Annotated in this window: 15 protein-coding genes and 5 tRNA genes; 8 read left to right on the forward strand and 12 right to left on the reverse strand. The window is 42.9% G+C overall.

The window, feature by feature from the left end:
* The first annotated feature begins 334 nt into the window (after positions 1–334).
* The 3 genes from F6K51_RS28260 to F6K51_RS28270 all read left to right on the forward strand — a co-directional run bounded on the left by F6K51_RS28260 (position 335) and on the right by F6K51_RS28270 (position 2338).
* Positions 335–1195 carry a DUF692 domain-containing protein gene (locus F6K51_RS28260; protein ID WP_293026382.1) on the forward strand — a complete coding sequence of 287 codons (861 nt, stop codon included), beginning with the start codon at positions 335–337 and terminating at the stop codon, positions 1193–1195.
* A gap of 182 nt (positions 1196–1377) precedes the next feature.
* A complete protein-coding gene (locus tag F6K51_RS28265) occupies positions 1378–1605 on the forward strand; it encodes a hypothetical protein (protein WP_293026384.1) in 228 nt (75 codons plus the stop codon).
* A complete protein-coding gene (locus tag F6K51_RS28270; protein WP_293026385.1) occupies positions 1559–2338 on the forward strand; it encodes a DNA-binding domain-containing protein in 780 nt (259 codons plus the stop codon). The genes F6K51_RS28265 and F6K51_RS28270 overlap by 47 nt, the downstream gene beginning before the upstream one ends.
* Positions 2339–2386: 48 nt before the next feature.
* Here F6K51_RS28270 and F6K51_RS28275 read toward each other — a convergent pair.
* The 5 genes from F6K51_RS28275 to F6K51_RS28295 form a co-directional block, all read right to left on the reverse strand.
* Positions 2387–2459 (reverse strand) — tRNA-Arg (locus F6K51_RS28275).
* 8 nt (positions 2460–2467) lie between these two features.
* A tRNA-Arg gene (locus F6K51_RS28280) sits at positions 2468–2540 on the reverse strand.
* 6 nt (positions 2541–2546) lie between these two features.
* Positions 2547–2631 (reverse strand) — tRNA-Ser (locus F6K51_RS28285).
* A gap of 4 nt (positions 2632–2635) precedes the next feature.
* A tRNA-Tyr gene (locus F6K51_RS28290) sits at positions 2636–2719 on the reverse strand.
* 51 nt (positions 2720–2770) lie between these two features.
* A tRNA-Cys gene (locus F6K51_RS28295) sits at positions 2771–2841 on the reverse strand.
* Positions 2842–3115: 274 nt separating this feature from the next.
* Between F6K51_RS28295 and F6K51_RS28300 the strand changes: the two genes are divergently transcribed.
* The 4 genes from F6K51_RS28300 (at position 3116) to F6K51_RS28315 (ending at position 5814) form a co-directional block, all read left to right on the forward strand.
* The gene (locus tag F6K51_RS28300) at positions 3116–3298 is read left to right on the forward strand and encodes a hypothetical protein (protein WP_293026387.1); all 183 of its coding nucleotides are present in this window, start codon (positions 3116–3118) and stop codon (positions 3296–3298) included.
* Positions 3299–3969: 671 nt separating this feature from the next.
* Positions 3970–4164 (forward strand): hypothetical protein, encoded by a 195-nt coding sequence (locus tag F6K51_RS28305; protein ID WP_293026389.1) that lies wholly within the window; start codon positions 3970–3972, stop codon positions 4162–4164.
* Positions 4165–4630: 466 nt separating this feature from the next.
* A complete protein-coding gene (locus tag F6K51_RS28310; protein ID WP_293026391.1) occupies positions 4631–5371 on the forward strand; it encodes a calcium-binding protein in 741 nt (246 codons plus the stop codon).
* Between the two features lie 266 nt (positions 5372–5637).
* A complete protein-coding gene (locus F6K51_RS28315) occupies positions 5638–5814 on the forward strand; it encodes a hypothetical protein (protein WP_293026393.1) in 177 nt (58 codons plus the stop codon).
* Positions 5815–5825: 11 nt separating this feature from the next.
* On the opposite strand, the gene F6K51_RS28320 is transcribed toward F6K51_RS28315, so the two are convergent.
* Positions 5826–5996, reverse strand: coding sequence for a CopG family transcriptional regulator (locus F6K51_RS28320; RefSeq protein ID WP_293026395.1), 171 nt, complete (start codon positions 5994–5996; stop codon positions 5826–5828).
* Between the two features lie 276 nt (positions 5997–6272).
* Here F6K51_RS28320 and F6K51_RS28325 point away from each other — a divergent pair, with 276 nt between their 5' ends.
* Entirely contained in the window at positions 6273–6680 is a 408-nt protein-coding gene (locus F6K51_RS28325) for a hypothetical protein (protein ID WP_293026397.1), read from the forward strand.
* Between the two features lie 40 nt (positions 6681–6720).
* On the opposite strand, the gene F6K51_RS28330 is transcribed toward F6K51_RS28325, so the two are convergent.
* The 6 genes from F6K51_RS28330 to F6K51_RS28355 all read right to left on the reverse strand — a co-directional run bounded on the left by F6K51_RS28330 (position 6721) and on the right by F6K51_RS28355 (position 21272).
* Positions 6721–7569, reverse strand: a complete 849-nt coding sequence (locus tag F6K51_RS28330; protein WP_293026399.1) for a hypothetical protein — start codon at positions 7567–7569, stop codon at positions 6721–6723.
* Between the two features lie 424 nt (positions 7570–7993).
* Positions 7994–9976: a hypothetical protein gene (locus F6K51_RS28335; RefSeq protein WP_293026401.1), complete on the reverse strand. Its 1983-nt coding sequence runs from the start codon at positions 9974–9976 to the stop codon at positions 7994–7996.
* A gap of 427 nt (positions 9977–10403) precedes the next feature.
* Complete coding sequence (locus tag F6K51_RS28340) at positions 10404–12386, reverse strand: tail fiber protein (protein ID WP_293026403.1); 1983 nt, start codon at positions 12384–12386, stop codon at positions 10404–10406.
* 633 nt (positions 12387–13019) lie between these two features.
* Positions 13020–13391 carry a four helix bundle protein gene (locus tag F6K51_RS28345; RefSeq protein WP_293026405.1) on the reverse strand — a complete coding sequence of 124 codons (372 nt, stop codon included), beginning with the start codon at positions 13389–13391 and terminating at the stop codon, positions 13020–13022.
* A gap of 353 nt (positions 13392–13744) precedes the next feature.
* A complete protein-coding gene (locus F6K51_RS28350) occupies positions 13745–16996 on the reverse strand; it encodes a DUF6603 domain-containing protein (RefSeq protein ID WP_293026407.1) in 3252 nt (1083 codons plus the stop codon).
* A 262-nt stretch (positions 16997–17258) separates the two neighbouring features.
* The gene (locus F6K51_RS28355) at positions 17259–21272 is read right to left on the reverse strand and encodes a hypothetical protein (protein ID WP_293026409.1); all 4014 of its coding nucleotides are present in this window, start codon (positions 21270–21272) and stop codon (positions 17259–17261) included.
* Between the last annotated feature and the right edge of the window lie 677 nt (positions 21273–21949).

Below are 21949 nucleotides of genomic sequence, written 5' to 3' on the forward strand. Positions count from 1 at the left end.
TGTCAGATTTTAATGACTAAATTGGCGGATTTTTCGGGAAATTTTAGTTTATTTCCCTATCCCCCTATCCCCCTATCCCCCTATCTCCAATAATCGTTAACTTATTAAAGTTTGAAACAGCCCTGCCTTAAGAAAGGGGGGAATTAGATTCAGTTGAGTAGCGTTATGTACACATATCCCCCCTAACCCCCCTTAAGAAAGGGGGGAATTAGATTCAGCTGAGTAGCGTTATGTACAAAGATCCCCCCTGACCCCCCTTAAGAAAGGGGGGAATTAGAGTCAACTCACCACTACCATGGATAAATCCTAAAAATAATGCCATGACAACAATCCTATGACAACTCATATTTCTTCAGCTTCAATTAACGGTGCTGGAATCGGTTTACGCTCCGCCCATTATCAAGATATCCTTACTCATAAACATACTATACCTTGGTTTGAGGTATTATTAGATAATTATTTAACGTCTCAGGGTTTACCACTCCACTATTTAGAAAAAGTTCGCCAAAACTATCCGGTTACGTTGCATGGCGTCGGTATGTCTTTGGGGTCAACGGACCCTTTAGATTTAGAGTATTTGACAAATTTAAAAGAGTTAGCCCAGCAGATTGAACCAGCATACATTTCCGATCACCTATCCTGGATTTCCGTTAATGGTCACTATCTTAACGATTTAATTCCTCTTCCTTATACCGAAGCAGTGATGGAACATGTAGCCCAACGGATTTTGCAAGCTCAGGAATTTCTAGGTTGTCGGATTTTGATAGAAAACCCATCGGCTTACGTGAGCTTCACAGATTCAACCATGCCAGAATGGGTATTTATCCAACAATTGTTAGAAAAAGCAGATTGTTACTTGTTGCTAGATGTCAACAATCTTTATGTCACTGCTACTAATCAGGGATTTGACCCCCTTGATTACCTGAATACAATACCAGCAACCAGGGTCAAACAAATTCACTTAGCAGGGTATGAAGAACGGGAAGAGTATCTATTTGATACCCACGGTTATCCTGTTCATCCTCCAGTGTGGGAATTGTATCAAGCAACATTAGAGCGCTTTGGTCCGGTGCCTACTCTGATTGAATGGGATACTGATATCCCAGCTTTTGAGGTATTAATGACTCAAGCGAGTAAAGCTCAGGAGTATTTAGATCAGGTAAGTATAACAAAGGGAGTAGGGAGTCGGGAGTAGGGAGTCGGGAGTCGGGAGTCGGGAACTTCGGATCAAAAATTATCACAATTTATTTAGGATACCTATATATAGCATTTTTAAATAGGTCATGAACACTCTTGCTGATTTCTCATATAGCACTACGCATTAAGGTTAGGACATTAATACAAGCTGAAAAGCTTTTGTAGTAAACTTTAGCATGCATGCCTCTTGCCTCTTGCGTTGCGCGTAGCGCTATAACATCAAAAACTATTCGGAGCTCTTTACTACTGTTCCCTGTTCCCTATTCCCTATTCCCTACTCCCTACTCCCTACTCCCTACTCCCTGTTCCCTGTTCCCTGTTCCCGATTCCCTTTGCTATAACCTTAAAAACCGATATAATCATGGAATTAAGGACACTACAACAGCTATTTTACGATGCTGTTTTTGAAAATAATCCTGCCAGTACACAAACCATTGCTCAACACATCAAAGCAGCTAAACAATTGACCCCTGCTGAAGGGTTAGCCATTTATCGTGGCAGTGTCTTAGGCAACCTGAGCCAAACCTTAATGTCAATTTATCCAGTCTGCTGTTGTTTGGTGGGAGAGAAATTTTTTGATGCAACAGCAGTAAGATATATCCAACGCTTTCCTTCTCTATCTATGGATTTAGGGGATTATGGCGAGCACTTTGCTGATTTTCTGGCAAATTTTGAGCCAGCCAAACAGTTACCCTATTTACCGGATGTGGCGCGGTTAGAGTGGCACTGGCATCGGGTGTTTAATGGTGAAGAGGCTACCAGGTTAGATGTCCAAGCATTGAGTACAGTTCCCCAAGAAAAATGGGGAGAACTGATTTTCCATTTACCTAAAAATAGTGTTCTGATTGAGTCGGCTTACCCTATCCATCGCATTTGGGAGGTTAATCAGCCTGAATACCAAGGTGATCAGCAAGTGAATTTGGATGAAGGGGGCATACAACTATTCCTCTGGCGCAATGGTTATGATATGCGCATTGAGCTGCCAACAAAGGAAGAATGGCAACTGCTGAAAGCTTTTCAAGGGGAAAATCGATTTGAAGCAATTTGTCAAGACCTGGCTGCTGATGAATTAGCTATTGATGTAGCATCTGAGTTACCGCGATTTGTACAACGTGGATGGATTGCCAGGTTTTCGATTTAGACAGATCCTTATACAGAAGGATTTCAGCTTATTTCTGTAGAAGTAGAACAGGAGTGGTAGGATTTGAACCTACATCGATCAGTTTAGAAGACTGAGGCCTTGTCCGTTAGGCTACACTCCCAGGATTAGCGAGAATGCAGGGATTTGAACCCCGATTTCTGGTTCCGAAGACCAGCGTGTTGATCCATTACACTACACTCCCAGAAGGCGGAGAGAGAGGGAGTCGAACCCTCAGTAGATTTACATCCACAACTGTTTAGCAAACAGCTTGCTTTGCCAATAGCGACCTCTCCAGAATGGGTTGGGTAGGATTTGAACCTACGGCGCACAGAGGCATCCGTTTTACAGACGGCTTCCTTAACCTGACTTGGATACCAACCCAATTTGCAGTGCCGACGGGAATTGAACCCGCCCTGGAACTGCAATATTTTAAGTCCAGGGTGAGAATTGAACTCACACAATCGGTTTTGCAGACCAATGCCCTACCATTAGGCGACCTGGACACATTTTCTGAAATTTTCAAGGTTCAGATGAGCAAGCAGGTTTGCGGCCTGTATTACTCTGTTATATATATACTACATATGATAATACAAAGTGTCAAGGGTGTAATACAAAATAGTGATTCCCTTAGAGGGTTAAGTGGCTCAATGTGTGAAATAACTACTTTTCAACCCCCTTCTGATCAGTAAATCAGTGTGACCTCCCATCCAACAACCACCAACACCTTCTTTCAGTGAGGAGGAGGCTGCGATCGCAAAAACTCGGAATGATTTAGCATTGGTCGAAATGGAAATTGAAGCAGCTCCACCACTGCGGTTCAAGGTGGATTATCTCAATATCATCCACGACCAAGATAAAATCCAGAAACGACAACAGTTACAGGAAAAACGGATTAAAACACAGATTGCGATCGATTCTGCTATTGCTCGGTTAAATGCTGCAAAAACTCGTTACCAATAGCAGATTTACCGGCATTCTCTGGAGATGATGACGTATCAAACTAATCTACAGCGGCAGCAGTACCAGCTGGCATCTTTGGTGAAGCAATCCCAAGAGGTGGAGAAGGAGCTGGCAGAGTTGAGTATTGTGCGATTCTCCTAGGGAGACGCTGCGCGAACGCCCTATGCTGGTCGGGTGAGACGGGTGAAGATTGTTTCTCAGACAGACCGGGTGATCACTGCTGAAATTACTCTTGATGTAAGGGATGGTGGTTGATTCTAGGGCAAGGGCATATTTGTGGTAATGCTGCCTTTGCTCAATAAGTTGAGAATAATCGGACTATGACACAGCCTTATTCATAGTCCGAGATTATCCGACATTAGCGGTTAAGTATAATATTGTGCTTGTCTTTTATATTCTAACAGCTTCTACAAATAAGGAGCCTGGGATTCCAGATAAAAAATCCAGAAACCAATTAAATTTACCAAAAATTCATAGAAAAGCGTAAAATTAACAAAAGCTTTAAAATCACAATACTCTAATAGGAGTTTTAACAGTTTAGACTGTTATTGAACTGTGACACAGCCTTATGCATAGTTCGAGATTAGGGTTAGGTTTAATATTGTGCTTGTCTTAACGGTATTAAGCTTAATCTCCTTTGGTTCCTAAAAAAAATTAAGGAGAAAATTAGAATGAAGAATTATCTTCAGACTATGGGGCATTTCTGCGTTCCTATAGCTCTTGCTGTTGTCGCTACTTGCACTACGAGTAGTGATGTCCAACAGAGCATCAAAGCTATTGTCCCATGGCTTCAGGTAGCAGCCTTTAGCACTACTACTGTTAATCAGGGATTACAGGCTGCTAAACAATTGCGTCGCTCTAAGTAGAGTTTGATGCTGTAGATGATTAGTACTAGTTGCTGATTATCGGTATAGTTTTACCCCCTAATTCCCCAATCTTGGGAGGAATAAAACTCTAAAAGTCCCCCGAGCGAGGGATTGCTCGCTCGGGGGACTAAGGGGGCTTTTTTTAAAATCAGGCGTTCAGCTTTGCTGTGCCAAAGGCGATCGTGCTTTTACACCGGTAGTCAGTAACACTATCTGACCACTAATACTTGGACTTTTATTCTCTCGTTAAAGTATAATTTTCAGACACGATTAAAATAGCCCAAAAACGCTTTAATAGTCAATTAATTTGTTGATAATTCTATAATTTTAAGCAATTTAATAGTCAATAATCCGTGGTTGATAAGACAAATTACTGAATTTTTCTGCTCAGGATTTAAACAAGGTTTTTTTTTGGGATAATTTTTTTAGTTATCAAGGATGGTATTTACTATCAAGGAATATAAACATGACTAATACGATAAATGGAACACCATTGAATGAATTGCTTGAGGGTACTCCTGGTGATGACCAGATTAATGGTAACGGTGGAGATGATACTCTTAAAGGTTTTGCTGGCAATGACCAAATCAATGGTGGTTCGGGAGATGATACAATTTTTAGCGGTGCTGGCGATGATCAAGTGAATGGCAACGGTGGCAATGATAATCTTAGAGCTGGTGATGAGGGTGATTTTATGGGAAGTAGTACTGGCAACAACCAAATCAATGGTGGTTCCCAAGCTGATACAATTTTTGGCGGTGCTGGTGATGATCAACTGAATGGCAACGGTAGCAATGATGGCAATGATTTACTTGTTGGTTTTGATGGAAATGACACTTTAACAGGATCTTCAGACCAAGAGATATTTGTTGATGGCACTGGCGATGATATTATTTTTGCTAATGGTGGAGATGATATAATTTTTGATAGCCCAGGTTTAGACCAAGTCTTTTTAGGGACAGGTGCTGCTCAAGTCGTTTTAGCTACAGGTGAAGGGTTTGATACTATCTTTAACTTTGATCTTAGTCAAGCTAAATTTGTTATAGGATTTTTTGGAGTAGACTCAGATTTTCAAAACTTGGACTTTTTTGATACAAACCAAGGAACTCAAATAGTTAACGATGGTGACCTTCTAGCAGTTGTAGTTGGAGTTCAGGCTAGTCAAATCGATAATCCTGATCTCTTTACCGATTCAGTATTATTCTAATTTGTGATTGTCAGCTTCACCTATTTGGTAGTTGCTCTTCATTTATGGGGAAAAACTAAAAATATAGGACTTACGCAAATCCCTCAATTTAACGCTACCTGTAGGGTGGGCAAAACCTTGCCCACCCTACCCATGGAGTCTGTGCGTAAGTCCTGAAATAGAAGTTGTTCACAAATCTTTTCTGGAAGTTCAATAGTCCGATGCACTTCCAACTATATTGTTTCTAGACCCGATAATGGGTCTTTTTTTTTGTAATGACTAGTCCGGTGGTTGGATCTGTTTTTTTGATGGCTGCGATTCTCCTACAGAGACGCTACGCGATCGCAAACCCAAACCCCATCTCTACATCCCCTGGATTATCCCATCCAGTACAGCTGCGATTCTCCTACAGAGACGCTACGCGATCGCATAGCCAAACCCCATCTGTACTCAGCTCACGGTAAAGACACCATCCCTAACTCTCCCCGCTAGAACTATCTTCGTCACTGTCGGGAGTTGGAGGTTGGTAAGTCAGCAGGGAGCGAACAAACTCCCTAAATAACTCGGTTTTATTTAGATTGGCTATTTTGCAATAGGCATCCAATGCTTCCCACTCCCTCTTTGGGATAATGCTTACCTCTTTCATTCAAAAGCTAATAACTGATAACTGATAGCTGATAGCTTACATACTATGTCTTAAACTATCCTTAAGTTGCTATTAGCTAAACCTGTTACCATTCTAACTATTTAATTGTAACCAATTATTACCTTTTATATAAATTGTAATAATTTTTTTGATTTTCCACTTGACAACAATACTAGCCAATGTTTATAATATAATCATTGGAAAAAGAGCCGCGCTTCTTGCTTGACCCGGCACAAGCGCGGCTCTCTCCCAAACCACAGTTTAGGTAACTCTATCATGCCAAAAAAACAATCCTTTCATCACCCCATCGAATATCACGAAGCCATGGAGCGTCTTGAGCAGCTTGGACAACAGAGGGAACCGAAGCAGGAAAATTTGTGTCCCTATCCGATCACAGAACGAGAGCAAATTCTAATCCGACTGTACAGTTACTACCAATTGGGTATGACACCACAACGGTTTTACCAAAAGTGGGACGTAACGCAGAACGATATAGCTTTGATCTGTTCTTGTTCCGCTCACACGGTTAATGGCTGGTTTAACACTAGTCGTCGCTGTTACCCTCCCACTGCTGGTCACTTGCGCCATCTGGCGATTATGGATTTTTTGTTGGAAGATTTTGAGACAATTCCGAAGGAGTTATTGGAGCGATTGTGCTTGAAGGAGGAGAGAATGGTGAATTAAGAATTAAGAATTAATTCTTAATTCAGCAAGGCGCAACTAATTAGTAAATCACTGCACCTGGTCCTTCAGAAATACCAGTATTGGGGACTTCTTCGTCTCCAACCCATTCAGAGCCATTAAACACATTACACCACATCCATCCACTGTCTTCTCGCCCTTGATGTAACAGGTAAATTTGGTCATTATAGACTACTGCTGATGGTCCAGCAGTTATCCCAGTTTTATGTATCTTGTGATCTCCAGCCCACTCATTGCCATCGAAGACATTGCACCAGAGCCAACCGTTATCACCTCTGCCCTCGTGAAACACGTATATTTGACCGTTGTAGACTAATGCATCTGGATCATCGGTTAAACCTGTGCCCCGTACCTCTTTATCTCCAGCCCACTCATTGCCATCAAAAACGTTATACCAGAGCCAACCACTATCTCCTCGTCCTTGGTGGAACACATAGAGAAGGTCATTGTATACTACTGCTGATGGACTAGAGGTAATTCCGGTCTTAGGAACTTTTTGATCCCCAGCCCACTCATTGCCATCAAAAACGTTATACCAGAGCCAACCACTATCTCCTCGTCCTTGGTGGAACACATAGAGAAGGTCATTGTATACTACTGCTGATGGGCCAGCACTTATACCAGTATTACCAATTTCTTGATCTCCAGCCCACTCATTGCCATCAAAAACGTTATACCAGAGCCAGCCACTATCTCCCCGTCCTTGGTGGAACACATATAAAAGGTCATTGTATACTACTGCTGATGGATCTCCTGTCATCCCAGTTTTATGAACTTTTTCATCTCCAAGCCACTCATTGCCATCAAAAACGTTATACCAGAGCCAGCCACTATCTCCTCGCCCCTGATGAAATACGTAGATGTTGCTCATTGTTTGTTTCCTAATTTGTCTCTAGTTAATCATACTAGTACCACAATACACCTATAAACATTCTAGAAAGAGCCTAGGGCGTGTTTTCAAAGTTTTCCGCAAGATTTAGATCCCCCCCAGCCCCCCGCGCGGAAGGGGGGAGCCATTCTCAAAGTCCCCCTTTTTTAAGGGGGATAATGGGGGATCTCCGAGGCAAGAAAACACGCCCTAGGGGGGCAAAACTCAGTATAAAAAAACTTGGGAGATATCCTCTAACGGGTGCATGTCAATTTTGTTAACCCCTGATTTTGATCCCCCTAAATCCCCCTTAATAAGGGGGACTTTTCAATCTAATTCCCCCCTTTTTTAAGGGGGGTTAGGGGGGATCTATGTACCTAATTACAAAGTTGACATGCTCCCTCCTCTAACTCCTGACTCCTGACTCCTATTCCTCCTTTACAAACCTAACTTTTTGCACCCCTTCCATCATCTGCAAGCCAAATTGAGCCGAGGTAAAGTTATCTACAGAACCCCCTCCCCCACTACTGCTATTAAACCAAGTTTTCATATTCTCAGCAAGTTGCACAAAATTAATTAACCTGGTGTCAAAATTATTCCAAGGTACAGATATTTGTGAACCTACAATCAGTTCTCCTTGTGCATTCCTTAAATCTTTGGTAATCTCCGTATCATCTATCCCAAAAGGATCGACCCCAGAATGCATAGCTTCAGGTTTTTGGTGAATATCGACGGTTTTAACTTCCCCTTTAAAGATACAAATTAAAACATCTTTAGCTAATTTCTCCATCCGTAATAGGGGTAAAAGATTACCTTCTGTCTCGTCAATAGAATCCGCATCCGCCACTGCTGTATCATAACCATCCACCAGTAATCCGGGCCATCCCGCCACCACTTGCGATCGCATAATAATTCCGGTAAGCTTTTGATCATCACTGCGGGTTAAACCACTGTTGCTAGAACGGGTTACACTATCTTCGGTGACATCTGCCCCTGTTACCCGACCGATACTAAAGGCACCATCCTGTAAACAGTCTACCCATAAAGAATCTACACAGAAGAACCGGATTGATTCTGAGGGGAGTAGTTTTTCATCAGGAACTAAATAGTTAAAAGGTATACCTTTCAACAATTCCAAATCTCTGAACCACTTGAAGACATAGAGGGGAAGGTCTATCGGTGCTGCACTCTGCTTGGGAGTTAAGGGCAAGTGAATTAAAATGTTTTCTAGCTGTTTCAGTCTTTGGCTAAATGCCCTTTTCCAGTTATACAAGCTGGTGGCTATGGTGGAATTTTGCAGAGTTAACATCCTCCCTAATTGCCAAGCTGCTGCATAGGAAGTATCAAACAGTCCTAACTCAGGATCATAACGTAATAATTCATCCGCAGCTTTGGCAGGAAATTCATAGGTATCGGAGTGAAAACCCGTTGCTAAAGGACCATGATACCAGGAAACCGTTTGACTTCCTTCCCGGAGGGAATGGGATAAAGGAACATAGCCCATGGCTAAGGATTTTTCCGCAGTGGAATTCTCATTAACCGGGAGTCTGGGAGTGCTGGGGGTACGATTCAGATTCTTGAGTATTTCGGAAAAGGTTTGTTTAGGATCTACACAAGAAAAACTCCAATTTGCTAAACTCACAAAACGGATCAGGTCTTCATCCCCTGCCCCTTGGAAGTCAAACGTACCGTCATCTTTATAGCGTCCCTCGACGGAAACTAAATGGACGTAACTTGTGCCATTGGGTTGGGGTAGACGGCTACAGACAACAGTGGCAAATTCCTTTTCTTCCTCCGCCTCTTCCGGGGTAGCGTCTTCTGAAACTGTTAAGTCTTCTGCTTTCCGAACATGGGAAATATAGGCAATATCAGCTTTAGTAGGCAAAATATCAGCTACATATTTCTTTTTGATATCGAATACGCTAGTATTTTCGTCTGCTGTCTGTCCTACGCCATCAAGGGTGTAGGAAGGGAACTTCACCCCAGATTCCCCCGCTACTAAGTCTCCCAGGGTAATAGTTTTCAGTTTGGGTTTATCATCGTCATCCTCAAAATCCGAGTCCCAGAATAATAGTAAAACCAGCCAAGTTAAATTTTCATCACTTTGACCAGGATAACGTTCCCAAGGAAGAGTACTCCGGTTAACAGTGATATGGGGTAGTACGTTGGAATGGTCACCTAAGCTTTCCGGTGGGGGAAAAACCGCATAAATGTCTTGAGGTGTCAGGGGTTCAAACCGTTCCCCAATTACAGAAAAGATTAATTCCTTCTGATATTTTATACCCTCAGGAATCCTGCCTTTGGTGTCAGAAATAGTTTGCTCCACTTTGATGTGGTATTCCCCACTTTCAAGGGCTGGTTGATGGTACTGAATGAATTTTACTTGTTGTCCTGAGGTGGTTGTAGTCATGATATTTTTCCTGTTGATATTTGTAGTGCTTGGAGGGAGTCAGGAGTTGAGGAGTCAGGAGATAAGGAGATAAGGAGTTAGGAGGTTAGGAGTTGAGGAGTTAGGAGATTAGGAGTTGAGGAGTTAAGAAGATAAGGAGTTAAGAAGATTAGGAGTTGAGGAGTTAGGAGATTAGGAGTTGAGGAGTTAGGAGATTAGGAGTTGAGGAGTTAGGAGTTTAGTAGTTATTAGGAAAGAATAAAATTGACTGTTTATTCTGAATTCTCTCTCCTTACCTCCTTACTCCTTACCTCCTTACTCCTTACCTCCTTACTCCTTACCTCCTAAATTCTGTATTCTCTCTCCTCACCTCCTGTCTCCTTACCTCCTAAATTCTGTATTCTGTCTCCTTACCTCCTGAATTCTGTCTCCTAACTCCTAATTTCCTCTAACATTTGATGATGTAGTTAAGGGCGTAAAAAGGTGGTCGATTTTCATGACGTTGATCACCACCTTTAGTTGCCATAGCTTTAGAATACCTCAAGTTTGGCTCACTTCCAGAACCATCGTTGGAATCAGTGTAGTCTCCTTTAGTATAGTAACCATTATGCATTAAAAGCCGGTTGAAAACATTATCAGGAGAGTGATCATGCTTTGGCATGTGTTTAACTTCTAAGAGAACTGTTTCTTCTCCTCCTGTCGCATTCAGAGTGTAATGGTCGCCAGCACCAGTGATAAATCGATTCTGAAGATTTGGCAAATTCTCTTTTCCCAGAACCTCATGCAATTCTGGATAGTCACTCTGCTTAAAAGATTCACCATTACACATCAACCATCCTTCTGGGGCTGAACTTCCAGCATAAGGGACAACTGTTCCCACAGGAATTACATATCCAGTTTTATCTTTAATTCGTCCAGTAACTTTTACATTGCCGTCAGCGCACAAACTCATCACCGTCATATCGGCATCGGTACCATAATGGTTGTGGTCGTCCGGGTGCCCAGAAAGGGCAATATCGAGTTGAGTCCTTCCGCCTTCTTCCGTTTCAAAAGCCCCTACTCTGAAAGCTACTGTGTTAGAGTTCTTAACCCCCGTAACTGCAATTCGCCGCAACTTTAACATTTCTTCAGTTTCAATCTCGGGTGTTGCTGGTAAACCGGCGATTTCTAGTTTAAAGTTACTATCCAAACGCATGTATCTAGAATTATCATCTTGGTTGTAAAACACGACAGGATAATTTTCGCCGGTTTTACCTAGATCAGAACGGAATCTTAGAAGACCTGTATTTTGAATTTCACCGCCATCGAGAGTGATGCCATCTTGAACATTGAGCAAACCGTCTAATTCTTTTCTCGTTCCCATACGCACTTTCGTATCAACAACTAGAGGTGCTTTTTCAATTTGACAGACAAATTGCCCATCCTTATATCCTGGAACATACTGATAACTTAAATAGAGGTTAGCCTCTCCTGTGGGATGGGAGGTAATAATATTATCCAAGTTGATTAACATGGTTTTTCTTGCCGCCAATACCACATCAGCACTTTGGGGAATAAAAGTCCACTGCAAAGCTTGAACAACTCCCTCTACTTCAATGGTTTCGATATCGCCATTTTGTTGCCATTGGTCTCCCGCAATGGAGATGGTAATATTGTTAACTTGGTCTCGTGTTCCTAAGGCCCAGGGTACATCCGCTGCTGTTCCCACTTCTAAAGTTACTACCAACTGAGAGCAAAGATTAATATCTGCATCATAGTGGAAGATAATATCAGGAGCTGCTGAAGTGGGAAGGTTGGTATTAGTCAGGCGCAGTTGTAAACTGCTAGCTTCATCATAGGTATTGAGAACCTTGTTACAATTCACAAAACCAACATAAAGAGGGATGTTTGATTTTCCGCTTGATTGAACCATGGTTAATTCCAGAGTAATGTTTTCATCGTAATCACCGCCTTCAGGGATTTTCGCCGGGCTCATTACCTCAATACCTCCCTGGTCAAATTCCCAACTAATTGTCACATCAGCGGAGGTTATTTTATCAAAAGATTGAGCCGCAACTCCGGTTAAAATAACCTTCATCGTGTCTTGGTCAGACAGCCAAGTTTCTGTCCCTGTCCAGAGTAGGTAAATACTGACTCCATCTGCATTGGAAACAAAGCTAATTGACCAATCTGCGCTCTCCACAGCGATCGCACTAGGATCGGCTAAGATGCCAGGTAAAAAAGCCAACTTAAAATGGTAATTGTCCCCATCGGCTTGACTTACCCCGCCCATAGGACGAATAGCGATAGTTTTGTCTGAGAGGATATTGCTGATCTCGATATCCAGTGGGGGAACATCCTCCGGTTCCCCAATAACTAATACCAGACATTGTTGATCATCATCCTCCGTTTCTTGATAACACCAGGTAAACCCAAAGGGCATTTCGCTCATAATTTTATTTCCTGTTGTGAATGGTTATTTTTAGGAGGTAAGGAGGTTAGGAGGTAAGGAGTTAGGAGGTTAGGAGGTAAGGAGTTTGGAGTTAGGAGTTTGGAGTTAGGAGTTTGGAGTTTAGGAGTTTGGAGTTGGGAGTTGGGAGTTAGGAGTTAGGAGTTTAGGAGTTAGGAGTTGAGGAGTTGGGAGTTTGGAGTTGAGGAGTTGAGGAGTCAGGAGTTTGGAGGTGGGAGTTACCAAAGATTATAGTTCGCCACATGTAGTCAGGAAAGAATTATTTTTATTCTTTATTCTTTCTTCTGTTTTCTATCTCCTGTCTCCTGTCTCCTTACTTTTTACCTCCTTACTTTTTACCTCCTAACTTTTTACCTCCCTCCTAACTCCTAACCTCCTAACTCCTTACCTCCTAACTTTTTACCTCCTAAATTCTTTCTTCTGTCTCCTTACCTCCTAACTCCTAACTCCTAACCTCCTAACTCCTAACCTCCTAAATTCTGTATTCTGTCTCCTTACTTTTTACCTCCTTACCTCCTGTCTCCTTACCTCCTGTCTCCTTACCTCCTGTCTCCTTACCTCCTTACCTCCTAACTCCTTACCTCCTAACTCCTTACCTCCTTCCCTCCTTCCCTCCTATCTCCTATTCCTTTGCTCAATTTTGTAGGAATAAGAATTTAGTAGCTTACCTACTTCGTCTAAGTGCTGCATCAGTTTAGTGCTGTCACCATAATTAAGGTCTTTTGCCAAAATTAAGTAGTATCGGCATTCTTCCAATGAACTTTGGGCTATATTCAAAAACCGCAGCTTATCAGGCAGAGTTTTTCTTCTAAAGCCCTCAGCTATATTGGCTGGAACAGAAACAGAAGCTCGTCTCAACTGAGAAGTTAATCCATAGGTTTCAGAGTTAGGAAAACTTTGACTAAAAGGGTAAATCAACAAAACGAATTCATGGGCTTTGCGCCAAACAATCAAGTCTTGAAAACTTTTAGCTGGTTGATTTGTCATTCTTCCCTCCTAACTTAAACAGGAGGTAAGGAGTTTGGAGGTAAGGAGGTAAGGAGGTTAGGAGGTTAGGAGTTTGGAGTTTAGGAGTTAGGAGTTTAGGAGTTAGGAGATTAGGAGTTAGGAGATTAGGAGTTGAGGAGTCGGGATTTACTAAATCCCCTACCTTAGTCTACTACATTTAGTCAGGAAAGATTCAGTTTTATTCTGTCTCTTTACCTCCTAACTCCTTACCTCCTAAATTCTGTATTCTATCTCCTAAACTCTGTCTTCTATCTCCTTACCTCCTTACCTCCTAACTCCTAACCTCCTTACCTCCTAACTCCTTACCTCCTAACTCCTTACCTCCTTACCTCCTAACTAACCTGCGGTGCAAAGATAAAACTATCCGAAACACCAGAATGGATACTGACTTTGCTAGTGTCAAAGCCTAATGCTGTTAAAAGGTCATCCCGTTGGGAATTATTTTCGACAGTTTCGTTAATGCGATCGCGTTTTTCCTCTTCCGTTGTTAAGCTGGCATCGGGTATAAATGCTGCGATGGTTTCCCAAATGTAAGAATTATCGATGGGTAAAGTGTCATAGAGTAAATGTTCAACGCCGATTACATCGGTTTCTCCAGGTTTGGGTTGTTCGGCAGGAACAATCTGGAAACTAAAGAACACATCTTCGATAAATGGGTCATCATTAGGTTCCGGGGGAACAATGTGTTCTGAAGAAATAGGATCACCCCAAGCAGCAACGGGTGCATATTTGGTGATGGGTATAAACTTGAATTTCCCTTTAGCACCCTCTTCGTCACCATTCCTGGTAATAGTAACATTGTGGACGGTGGTTAATTCATCTTTCTTAATTCCCATGGAATTAATTCCAAATGCCATCTCTGTACCCACAGATTGGTCAGCACCCCAAGTTTGTACCTGTTTCGCAGGAATAATACTATCGGTGGTCAATTCCAAGTCTTTAGGATTAATCACCCAGATTTCTGCGCCGTCTGTTTCGCGGATAATCTGCTTGCTTAAACCATCAACCACGGCAATGCTGCACACTTCATCATCTGGGGGTAAGAAAGCTCCCCTAAACTCATCCCAGTCAATGGGATTGGGATATTGAGACGTTTGATCCCCAATCTTGATGGTGACGGTAATAATGATAATTCTGATCTTGAATTTACAACCGAAGTCTGGACCCCAAAAACGAACATTGACCCCCAGACCCACGGCAAGGGCACCAATCCCCGCCCGCACAAAGAAGTGCCAGGAAACATCATAATGGTAGGGTTTCCAACTGATTAAGAAATCAATCCCCGCATCAAACTCAGCCCACAGAGCCCCCGCCCTAAAGGCAATGGCAAAAAGTCCACCCACCATTACTCCATAGCCACACAGAGCAAAATAGACCTGGGCGGTGGTAAAGGCATTATCGTCAATCTGCCAACTGTAGCCTAAGCGAGGTACATCAGGATAACGATCCGCAGCATAAAAACGGGGATGGTAGCCCCCTTGGGTAACAACAAAATCCCCTGCCCGATCTCCAGCAAACCACAGCCCGAAAGCATAACCCCCTGTTAAATGACACTCTCGGCTAAACACATAGGAACTAGGGGTTAGTTGTCCCCGCACCATGAGCACCCCTTCAGCAGGAGCAAACCTTGATTCCATCACCATTTCTGCCACCGCTATCGGTTCAAACGGACCAGTTATGGTGGTAGGCAGCATTAAAGTGACAATGGCAATGAAATCGATCTCAAACCCACTGGAATCCAGGGCAATGTTCAACAGTCCAAAGCCATCCATGATCTTAAAGCAGGTGAATTTAATCCCTGCTGCCCCAAACCAAGCCCCAACTTCCGGAGGCATATAGTTAGACAAAATCAGCAACTCATCAGCCAGAACCTGGGCACTCTCAGCAGGATCCGGTGCTTTTTGATCATGAACTGCCTCATCCACGAAAGGAAAGGCTACTAGTTCATCCAAGGTGGGAACAATTAGTCGGTAGTTATAACCAAATCCCCCTGATATGCCGGTAACGAAGAAGAAAGGTGGCCCTCCCAAGGGATAGTTGAGTGCTAGGTAGAGAAAGAGACCAAAATTGTCGTTCTCAGTAAAGTTAGCAAAAGCCCCAATGGAAGATAGGGAGAGACATTTTTTGCCCCCTTTACCAATTTTCAAGCCAATAACGGCTGTTCCTAAAAATTCATCGTAGCTGCTGCCCTCAACTAGTAGGAAAGTGCCACCTATTTCTAGTCCACTGGTGATCACTTCTAAGCCAAAACCATCCAGGTTAAACGAAGGAGAAAACTCCATTAAAGGAGAACCTATGGACAACCCATTAAGGGTCATTACCATACGGGATACCTCTACAACCAATTGAGGCGTTAGGTTAATTTTTTGATTTTTATAGATGAGTCCTACTTTCTCGAAATGCAGGGGACCAAAGGATTTTTGTACTGTTAACCAAACACCATTTTCGGTGATAGTAACGGGAAGTTCTTCGTCATTGGAGCTGACATTGGAACTGGAAGCAGCAAGTACTTGCACATCGCTAGTTGGGACTAAACTACTACTCGGTTTCGCAGGAGGAGGAGTAGTAGTCTTAGGACGGGATAAGGGGGTTAACCAAGCTTTGGCATAGGGACCAATTTCAAAGTGAGCGCCAATAGAAGCACCCCGTTTCAGGACATTTGTGCTGTTGCAGGGGGGTTTTATTCTTAGAGGTACTCCTATTTCTTCGAGGAAATAGTTAACTTGCATTAGCTGTTTGCGAGAGAATTCTTGTAGTGCCACTAAAAATTCAAAGGCAAACTCACTGTCGATTAGTTCAGGAGGTAATACTTCGCAAACTAAGGGAATCTCGTTGAATCTGACGACACCATTGAAACCAATACTAAAGAGCATTGAGCGTTTCTTAGCAACTGCGGTGTTGGAATTACCAGCATTATTTGGGTTAGCAGGGCAATCAATCACCATCACGATGCTGCTGTTCACCTTGAAATAACTCAATAACTCCAGGGGAATTAAATCACTGAGTCCGAAGGAAATTGTACGAATTAGGTCTTGGAGGGCAATCTCTAGACTTTTGTCAGCAGCGAGACTTGCCGTAATAATGGATGAGGTCTGGGATTGACCTGGATACTTTTTATTTTGGAAGAATAAGGTAAATCTTAGGACGAGGGTACCATCGTCATATTGTGCGATATATTCTGTCTCGCCATCATCAGAGGTTGTAGGAGTATAGGTAACTGAATCATCTAGAGGAATGTCAATTGTCCCACCATAGAGCCCGTCTTGTTCAGTATTTGGCGCATCCTCAACCTGAATTAGGATATTGGCATTTACTGCATTTACATTTTGGGGTTCTTCTGAGGTATCGGAAACCTCATCATCCGGTGCGACATTAATCGTCGCTGCCCACGAAAATTGGTGCATAGAATTTTCTTGGTCATAGGCATACCCTAGTTCGCCCAGGTGAAATTCATTGGCAATAGTTGCTAAAACAACTTCATTAAGCAGAGAAATGCCCAGATCATACATTAAAAATTCTCTGAATTCTTGGACATTAGTGATACCTACTAATTGCCCAATCTGCTCGGGACTTAATGCTCCCATTATTTCGGCTCCTTAGATTTGATTATTGAAAACATGATTTGTATCAGAATTTAGGAGGTTAGGAGGTTAGGAGGTTAGGAGATAAGAAGACAGAATTTAGGAGGTTAGGAGATAAGAAGACAGGAGATAGAATACAATTGAATCTTTTATGACTACATGTAGTCGACTGAGGGCTTTGGTCACTTCTACCTCCTGACTCCTGACTCCTTACCTCCTGACTCCTAACTCCTTACCTCCTAACTCCTTACCTCCTACCTCCTAACTACTCCTCCTGTGCCCGACTCAGTTGCAACCAACCCTCATACAGTTGTTGGGGTTCAGAAAACGTTGCTGTCGGGTTAACCCCTTCAATGTCGGTGGTTTCTGACCACTCGTCACCACTTAGGGATACCCAAGACCACACAGCATTAGCTTGTTGGGGGACAGGAATTGCTAAACCACTGCTAGCATCAAAGGCTGGGGGATCGAGTTGCTCGCCATCGTGGATGTCAATTGTCATATCAGTTTGGCGATCGCATAACATTGGGGTAGCCAGGAAATTCACCTCCATTGACTGTAATGCGGTCGTGTAGTTTTCCGACGGTAAGGTCAATTCTCGGTTGGGTAAGAAACCACAGGTAGCATGAATTGTGCCCCGAGGATCGATTAACATGGTCACTCCTTGGGGTGGTGCATCCACGGTTTGCTCGAAATACACCAACCCTTCTGCTTCCGTTTGAATCAAACTGTCATTTGCTAAGTTACTTTGGGGTGCATAGAAAATATTTCCTTCATAGTCATAATCCCCATCAGTGCCCACGGGGGTTTCTCGCCAATAACCCACTAACCCATCGTTGAGTTGTTGATAATCCCCTAAACGAATAGGAACTTTAACTTCGGTATACCCGTAGGTGGGTACTTCTTGGTCAGCGCTCTCAATTTTCACCGTAGGATCGCACACAGGTAACCCTTTAACCTCTAAGCTAAAGGTGGCACGTACCACAGCCATGGGTCGTCCAATTAATAATGCCAGAGTGCTATGGAGGGCAAACCCTTCGGGATCGATGGTGGCTAGGGAATTGTCTAAGGTAGAAAGAAACTGTTGTTGAAAACTTTGTCCTTGATTGAGGAGATAGTCTACCAGCTTGCGCAGATGAGGATTAGAGATGCTGGCGACATCAGGAATACCAAAGCCTCCAGGGGCAGGCCTCCAATTACCAGCTCGATCTAAGGAACCCAAAGTTTTTCCTTGCTGGTCATAAATACTCAAGGTGCTGTCGAGATTATTGGGGACAATCCAACCACAAACGGGATTTCGGGCTGGCTTGGTAGTCATTTCAATCTCACTGGGAGCATCGGCTGCTAACCAGTGGAAGTTGAGACGGGCATTTTGGGCGAAACGAGGTGCCAATAAAAATTGATAGTCAACGTTATCAGGGGGAGTCATCCGGCTACTAGTTACCAAATCCGCTTGTCCTGCATCTGGGTCAATGACGGTAAAATGTCGTCCATAACTATCCACTAACCACAATTGATCGATGGTCATTCCTCCACTGCGGATCGGGTTGAAAATGTCTCCTGAGAGGAATTCGTATTGAATGCTGCTATCGCCTAAAGTCCAACGCACCTGATCCGTTACCAATTTTGCTGTGTTATTGGTAGTGAGGGGATCGTCCACTTCTAGTGACAGAGTGGGTTGGGAGAGCATGATGGTGTCGTTAAACCCACCGATAGTTTGGGCTTGACAGTCTAAATCTTCCATCTGTTCATAAGCCCACAAGGCTACGTAAATGGTATCTTGGGCTTTTTGCTCTTCGGTCATTCCTTGTACATCGTCCGTACCCTCATACCAGGATTTAACCGCCTCAAAATTTTCACTCAGGTAGTCTGGGGTTTGCTCGTCTTCGGGAATATTATTTTGATAGTAGTAAGTGGGCAAAAGTTGTGCGTTTAAATAACTAGTCAGTTGTCCGCTTAACTCTTCTCCCGCCGACGGGGTTAAAATGCTGAACCCCTTATAACTATTACCATCTGGGGTAAAACTGCTTTCCTTGCCAGGTTTCAGTTGGAGGTCGATGGCATTGGGTTCTAAGCTATAGTTATCCAGGATTTGATTGGGTTGATAATCTTGAACCACTCCCCCCGTCATCTCACGACTAGGATAGTTCAAGACATTCCACTGGAAAGCAAAGGGATTCCAAGGTTGCTGACTCCAGGTATTAAAGTTAATGGAGTCTTCTCCTGATGAGGGTTTAAGGCTATCAATTTTTGCTAAAAGCCCATCCACATCATTGGTAATGTTAGTAACATCAAAATCTATCGGGTAGCATTCTAAGAAACCATCCTCCCGCAACCGTCCATCTTGTCCAAAACGATTGGAAGCTTTGGCTGCGTCTCCGGTCAAGAGGACAAAGGGATCGCTAGGACGCCAGTAATTGTCACTAGGAACTTGGCAGAGGCGGTATTGGGTGGTGGAAGTTGTGTAGTTTGCGATCGCACTTCCTAAGTTACGAATAGCACCAACCAGGTTATAAGCGATTTGAGAGGCTGTAGGGGGAATATAGATGGTAAAAATCCCCCCTTCTACGTTAACGGGATAGGTTTGTCCTCCATCCTCAATATTCCAAGCCCTTCCTTCATAGAAGTTTGCTTCTCCTTGATTAGTTATGCTAACAGTTGGATTATCAGATAGTTCAATCCCACAGTTTCTAAATTCTGGCTTGATATAATCAGAAAAATTGCTATAACTTCCCTCAACGGCCTGATCTATCGCAGCTATGTAATCATTGAAGTAGCTACTTAACCTCGATACAACTTCAAAGGGCAAGGTTTTCGCTGTCACTGTGGTGCTGGTTCCCTGTCCAGAAAATTCTATTTCTCCCGCAGTAGCCATGGCTGTTCGCAAAGGCACCAGGCTGTAATCATTGACATCTCCGTAGAAGTTGGGATCGTCCCTCATGTAAAGGTACCATTGGCTATATAACCGACGCTGCAAGGATTCTATGTCTAGCTGAGCCTGATTATATTGCTCTTGGATGATGTTCAGTTCATTCAGTGATTGGGCTAAATCATCTGGTAAGGTTAAGTCATTCTGTGAAGAAGTATCCGTAGTGTCTGACTCATTCTTGGAAACCTGGGGCATAATTGACCACAGATAGCCATTTTTCTCCGTACCAAACCCCACTTCATGTCTTCCTGCTCGGAATTTGGCATACATATCGAGCTTGTTAAACTCTAACCTTTCTAATATTTGCAGGGCTTCTAACTGTTCTTCAACGATTTTGCCAATGGTATTGTTAGAGTTGCCACCAATAGTCTGATCCTTATTGGGATAGGAATTTGCTAAGTAAGCAGCCAGGGCTTCGGCGGGAGAATCTCCCACGGCTAGGTTAGGTTGGGATAAATCTGCGGAACCACCATTCCCACTGAAGGTAATGCGAGAATGATAGATAGTCTGGGGTGGTATGGCTGCTCCTGACTCAATCGTCCAACTAAATTCTTCTTGTAGAAGTGCCAGTAATTCTTCGGAGTCAGTAACCCCACTATTTTCTTCTAAAAACTTTTGGATACAATCCTGTCCACCATCGCTGTACCAACCCACCACATCATACTGTAAATCTAATCCAGGAGTCTCTGTGGGGTAATCAGGGTCGTGGAAACCAAAAACACTGTAGGAATTAGGATAAAATGCGGCAAAGGTAGCTTTAACATGATCCAATACGGGTACAGTGGCATTGGTACCCACGGCAGTTAAAGCTGCAGCATACTCTTTACTAGCATCATCCGAATTCCATTCTCCCAGTTCCCAATTTCGCCCCATATAGCGATAACGTTGATATTGATAGGTGCTGGCATCATTAGGATCTGTATTAACTACATCCGGTGGGTCAATGAGAATATTAATCGCCTTTGGTGGTGGGCTATTATCCTCTGATTCACGTTCAGGATAGAGATAGTCACTTTCGACCACCCACTGTTTATCTCCCTTGTCTCCTCCTTGGCGGATAATCAGCCAACGATTGGGAACTTGAGGAAATGTAGTGAAGGTATCATGGGTTCCTGTAGTTAGGGCATCGGGTATTGACCAATGGAGGTGAATTCCCGCTTCCAGAGTCAATTGGTGGTTGAATAAGGGGGCGAGAATCTGTTCACTGAGGTTTTCATTTCCCGAAGCATGGGTTTCCCCTTGATATTTATAGGGTAGTAGGCTGTAGTCTGCCATGGGATCGAGGACTTGCTCGTCGTTGGCCAGACACAAAGCATCAAGATGAATGGGAACAAGTAGAGTGTTGCTCATGGGTAGTTATTTACACACGATTTGCAGTTTACTATTTTTTTGTGACCAAAAAAAAATATGTGTTTTTGCTGGGGGAGTGACATGCAATCTGAAATCCTTACTGGGGAATAATTTCAGCTTATAAGTTAAAAAAAAATAATTTTTTTTTTGACCTTAAATTGAACATAGTTATAAGGGTTTGAGCTTGCCATTAAATGAATCGATGGTGAATTTTGGACTGTATCTTCCATGAGATCATTGGCATCAAAGCCTTATATAAATACTCGGACAAAAAGAAACGTTAATGTATAAATTTTTGTAAATAAAAGTCAGAATTATAATTAATCTTTTTTTTAGTTTTGGGTTCAGCCAATTGTGAGATGATAAGAAAATTGTTTTGATCATGGGATTAATGTCATCTCTTTCTTTAATAGTCTTTACTCCTAACTCTTTGGAGGAGGTAAGGAGGTAAGGAGACAGGAGGTAAGGAGATAGGAGGTAAGGAGTTAGGAGTTAGGAGTTAGGAGTTAGGAGTTAGGAGTTAGGAGTTAGGAGGGAGGAGGGAGGAGTTAGGAGTTAGGAGTTAGGAGTTAGGAGTTAGGAGTTAGGAGTTAGGAGTTAGGAGTTAGGAGTTAGGAGTTAGGAGTTAGGAGTTAGGAGTTAGGAGTTAGGAGTTAGGAGTTAGGAGTTAGGAGTTA

Origin of the sequence: Moorena sp. SIO3I8 (assembly GCF_010692325.1) — a bacterium.
Lineage (GTDB): Bacteria > Cyanobacteriota > Cyanobacteriia > Cyanobacteriales > Coleofasciculaceae > Moorena.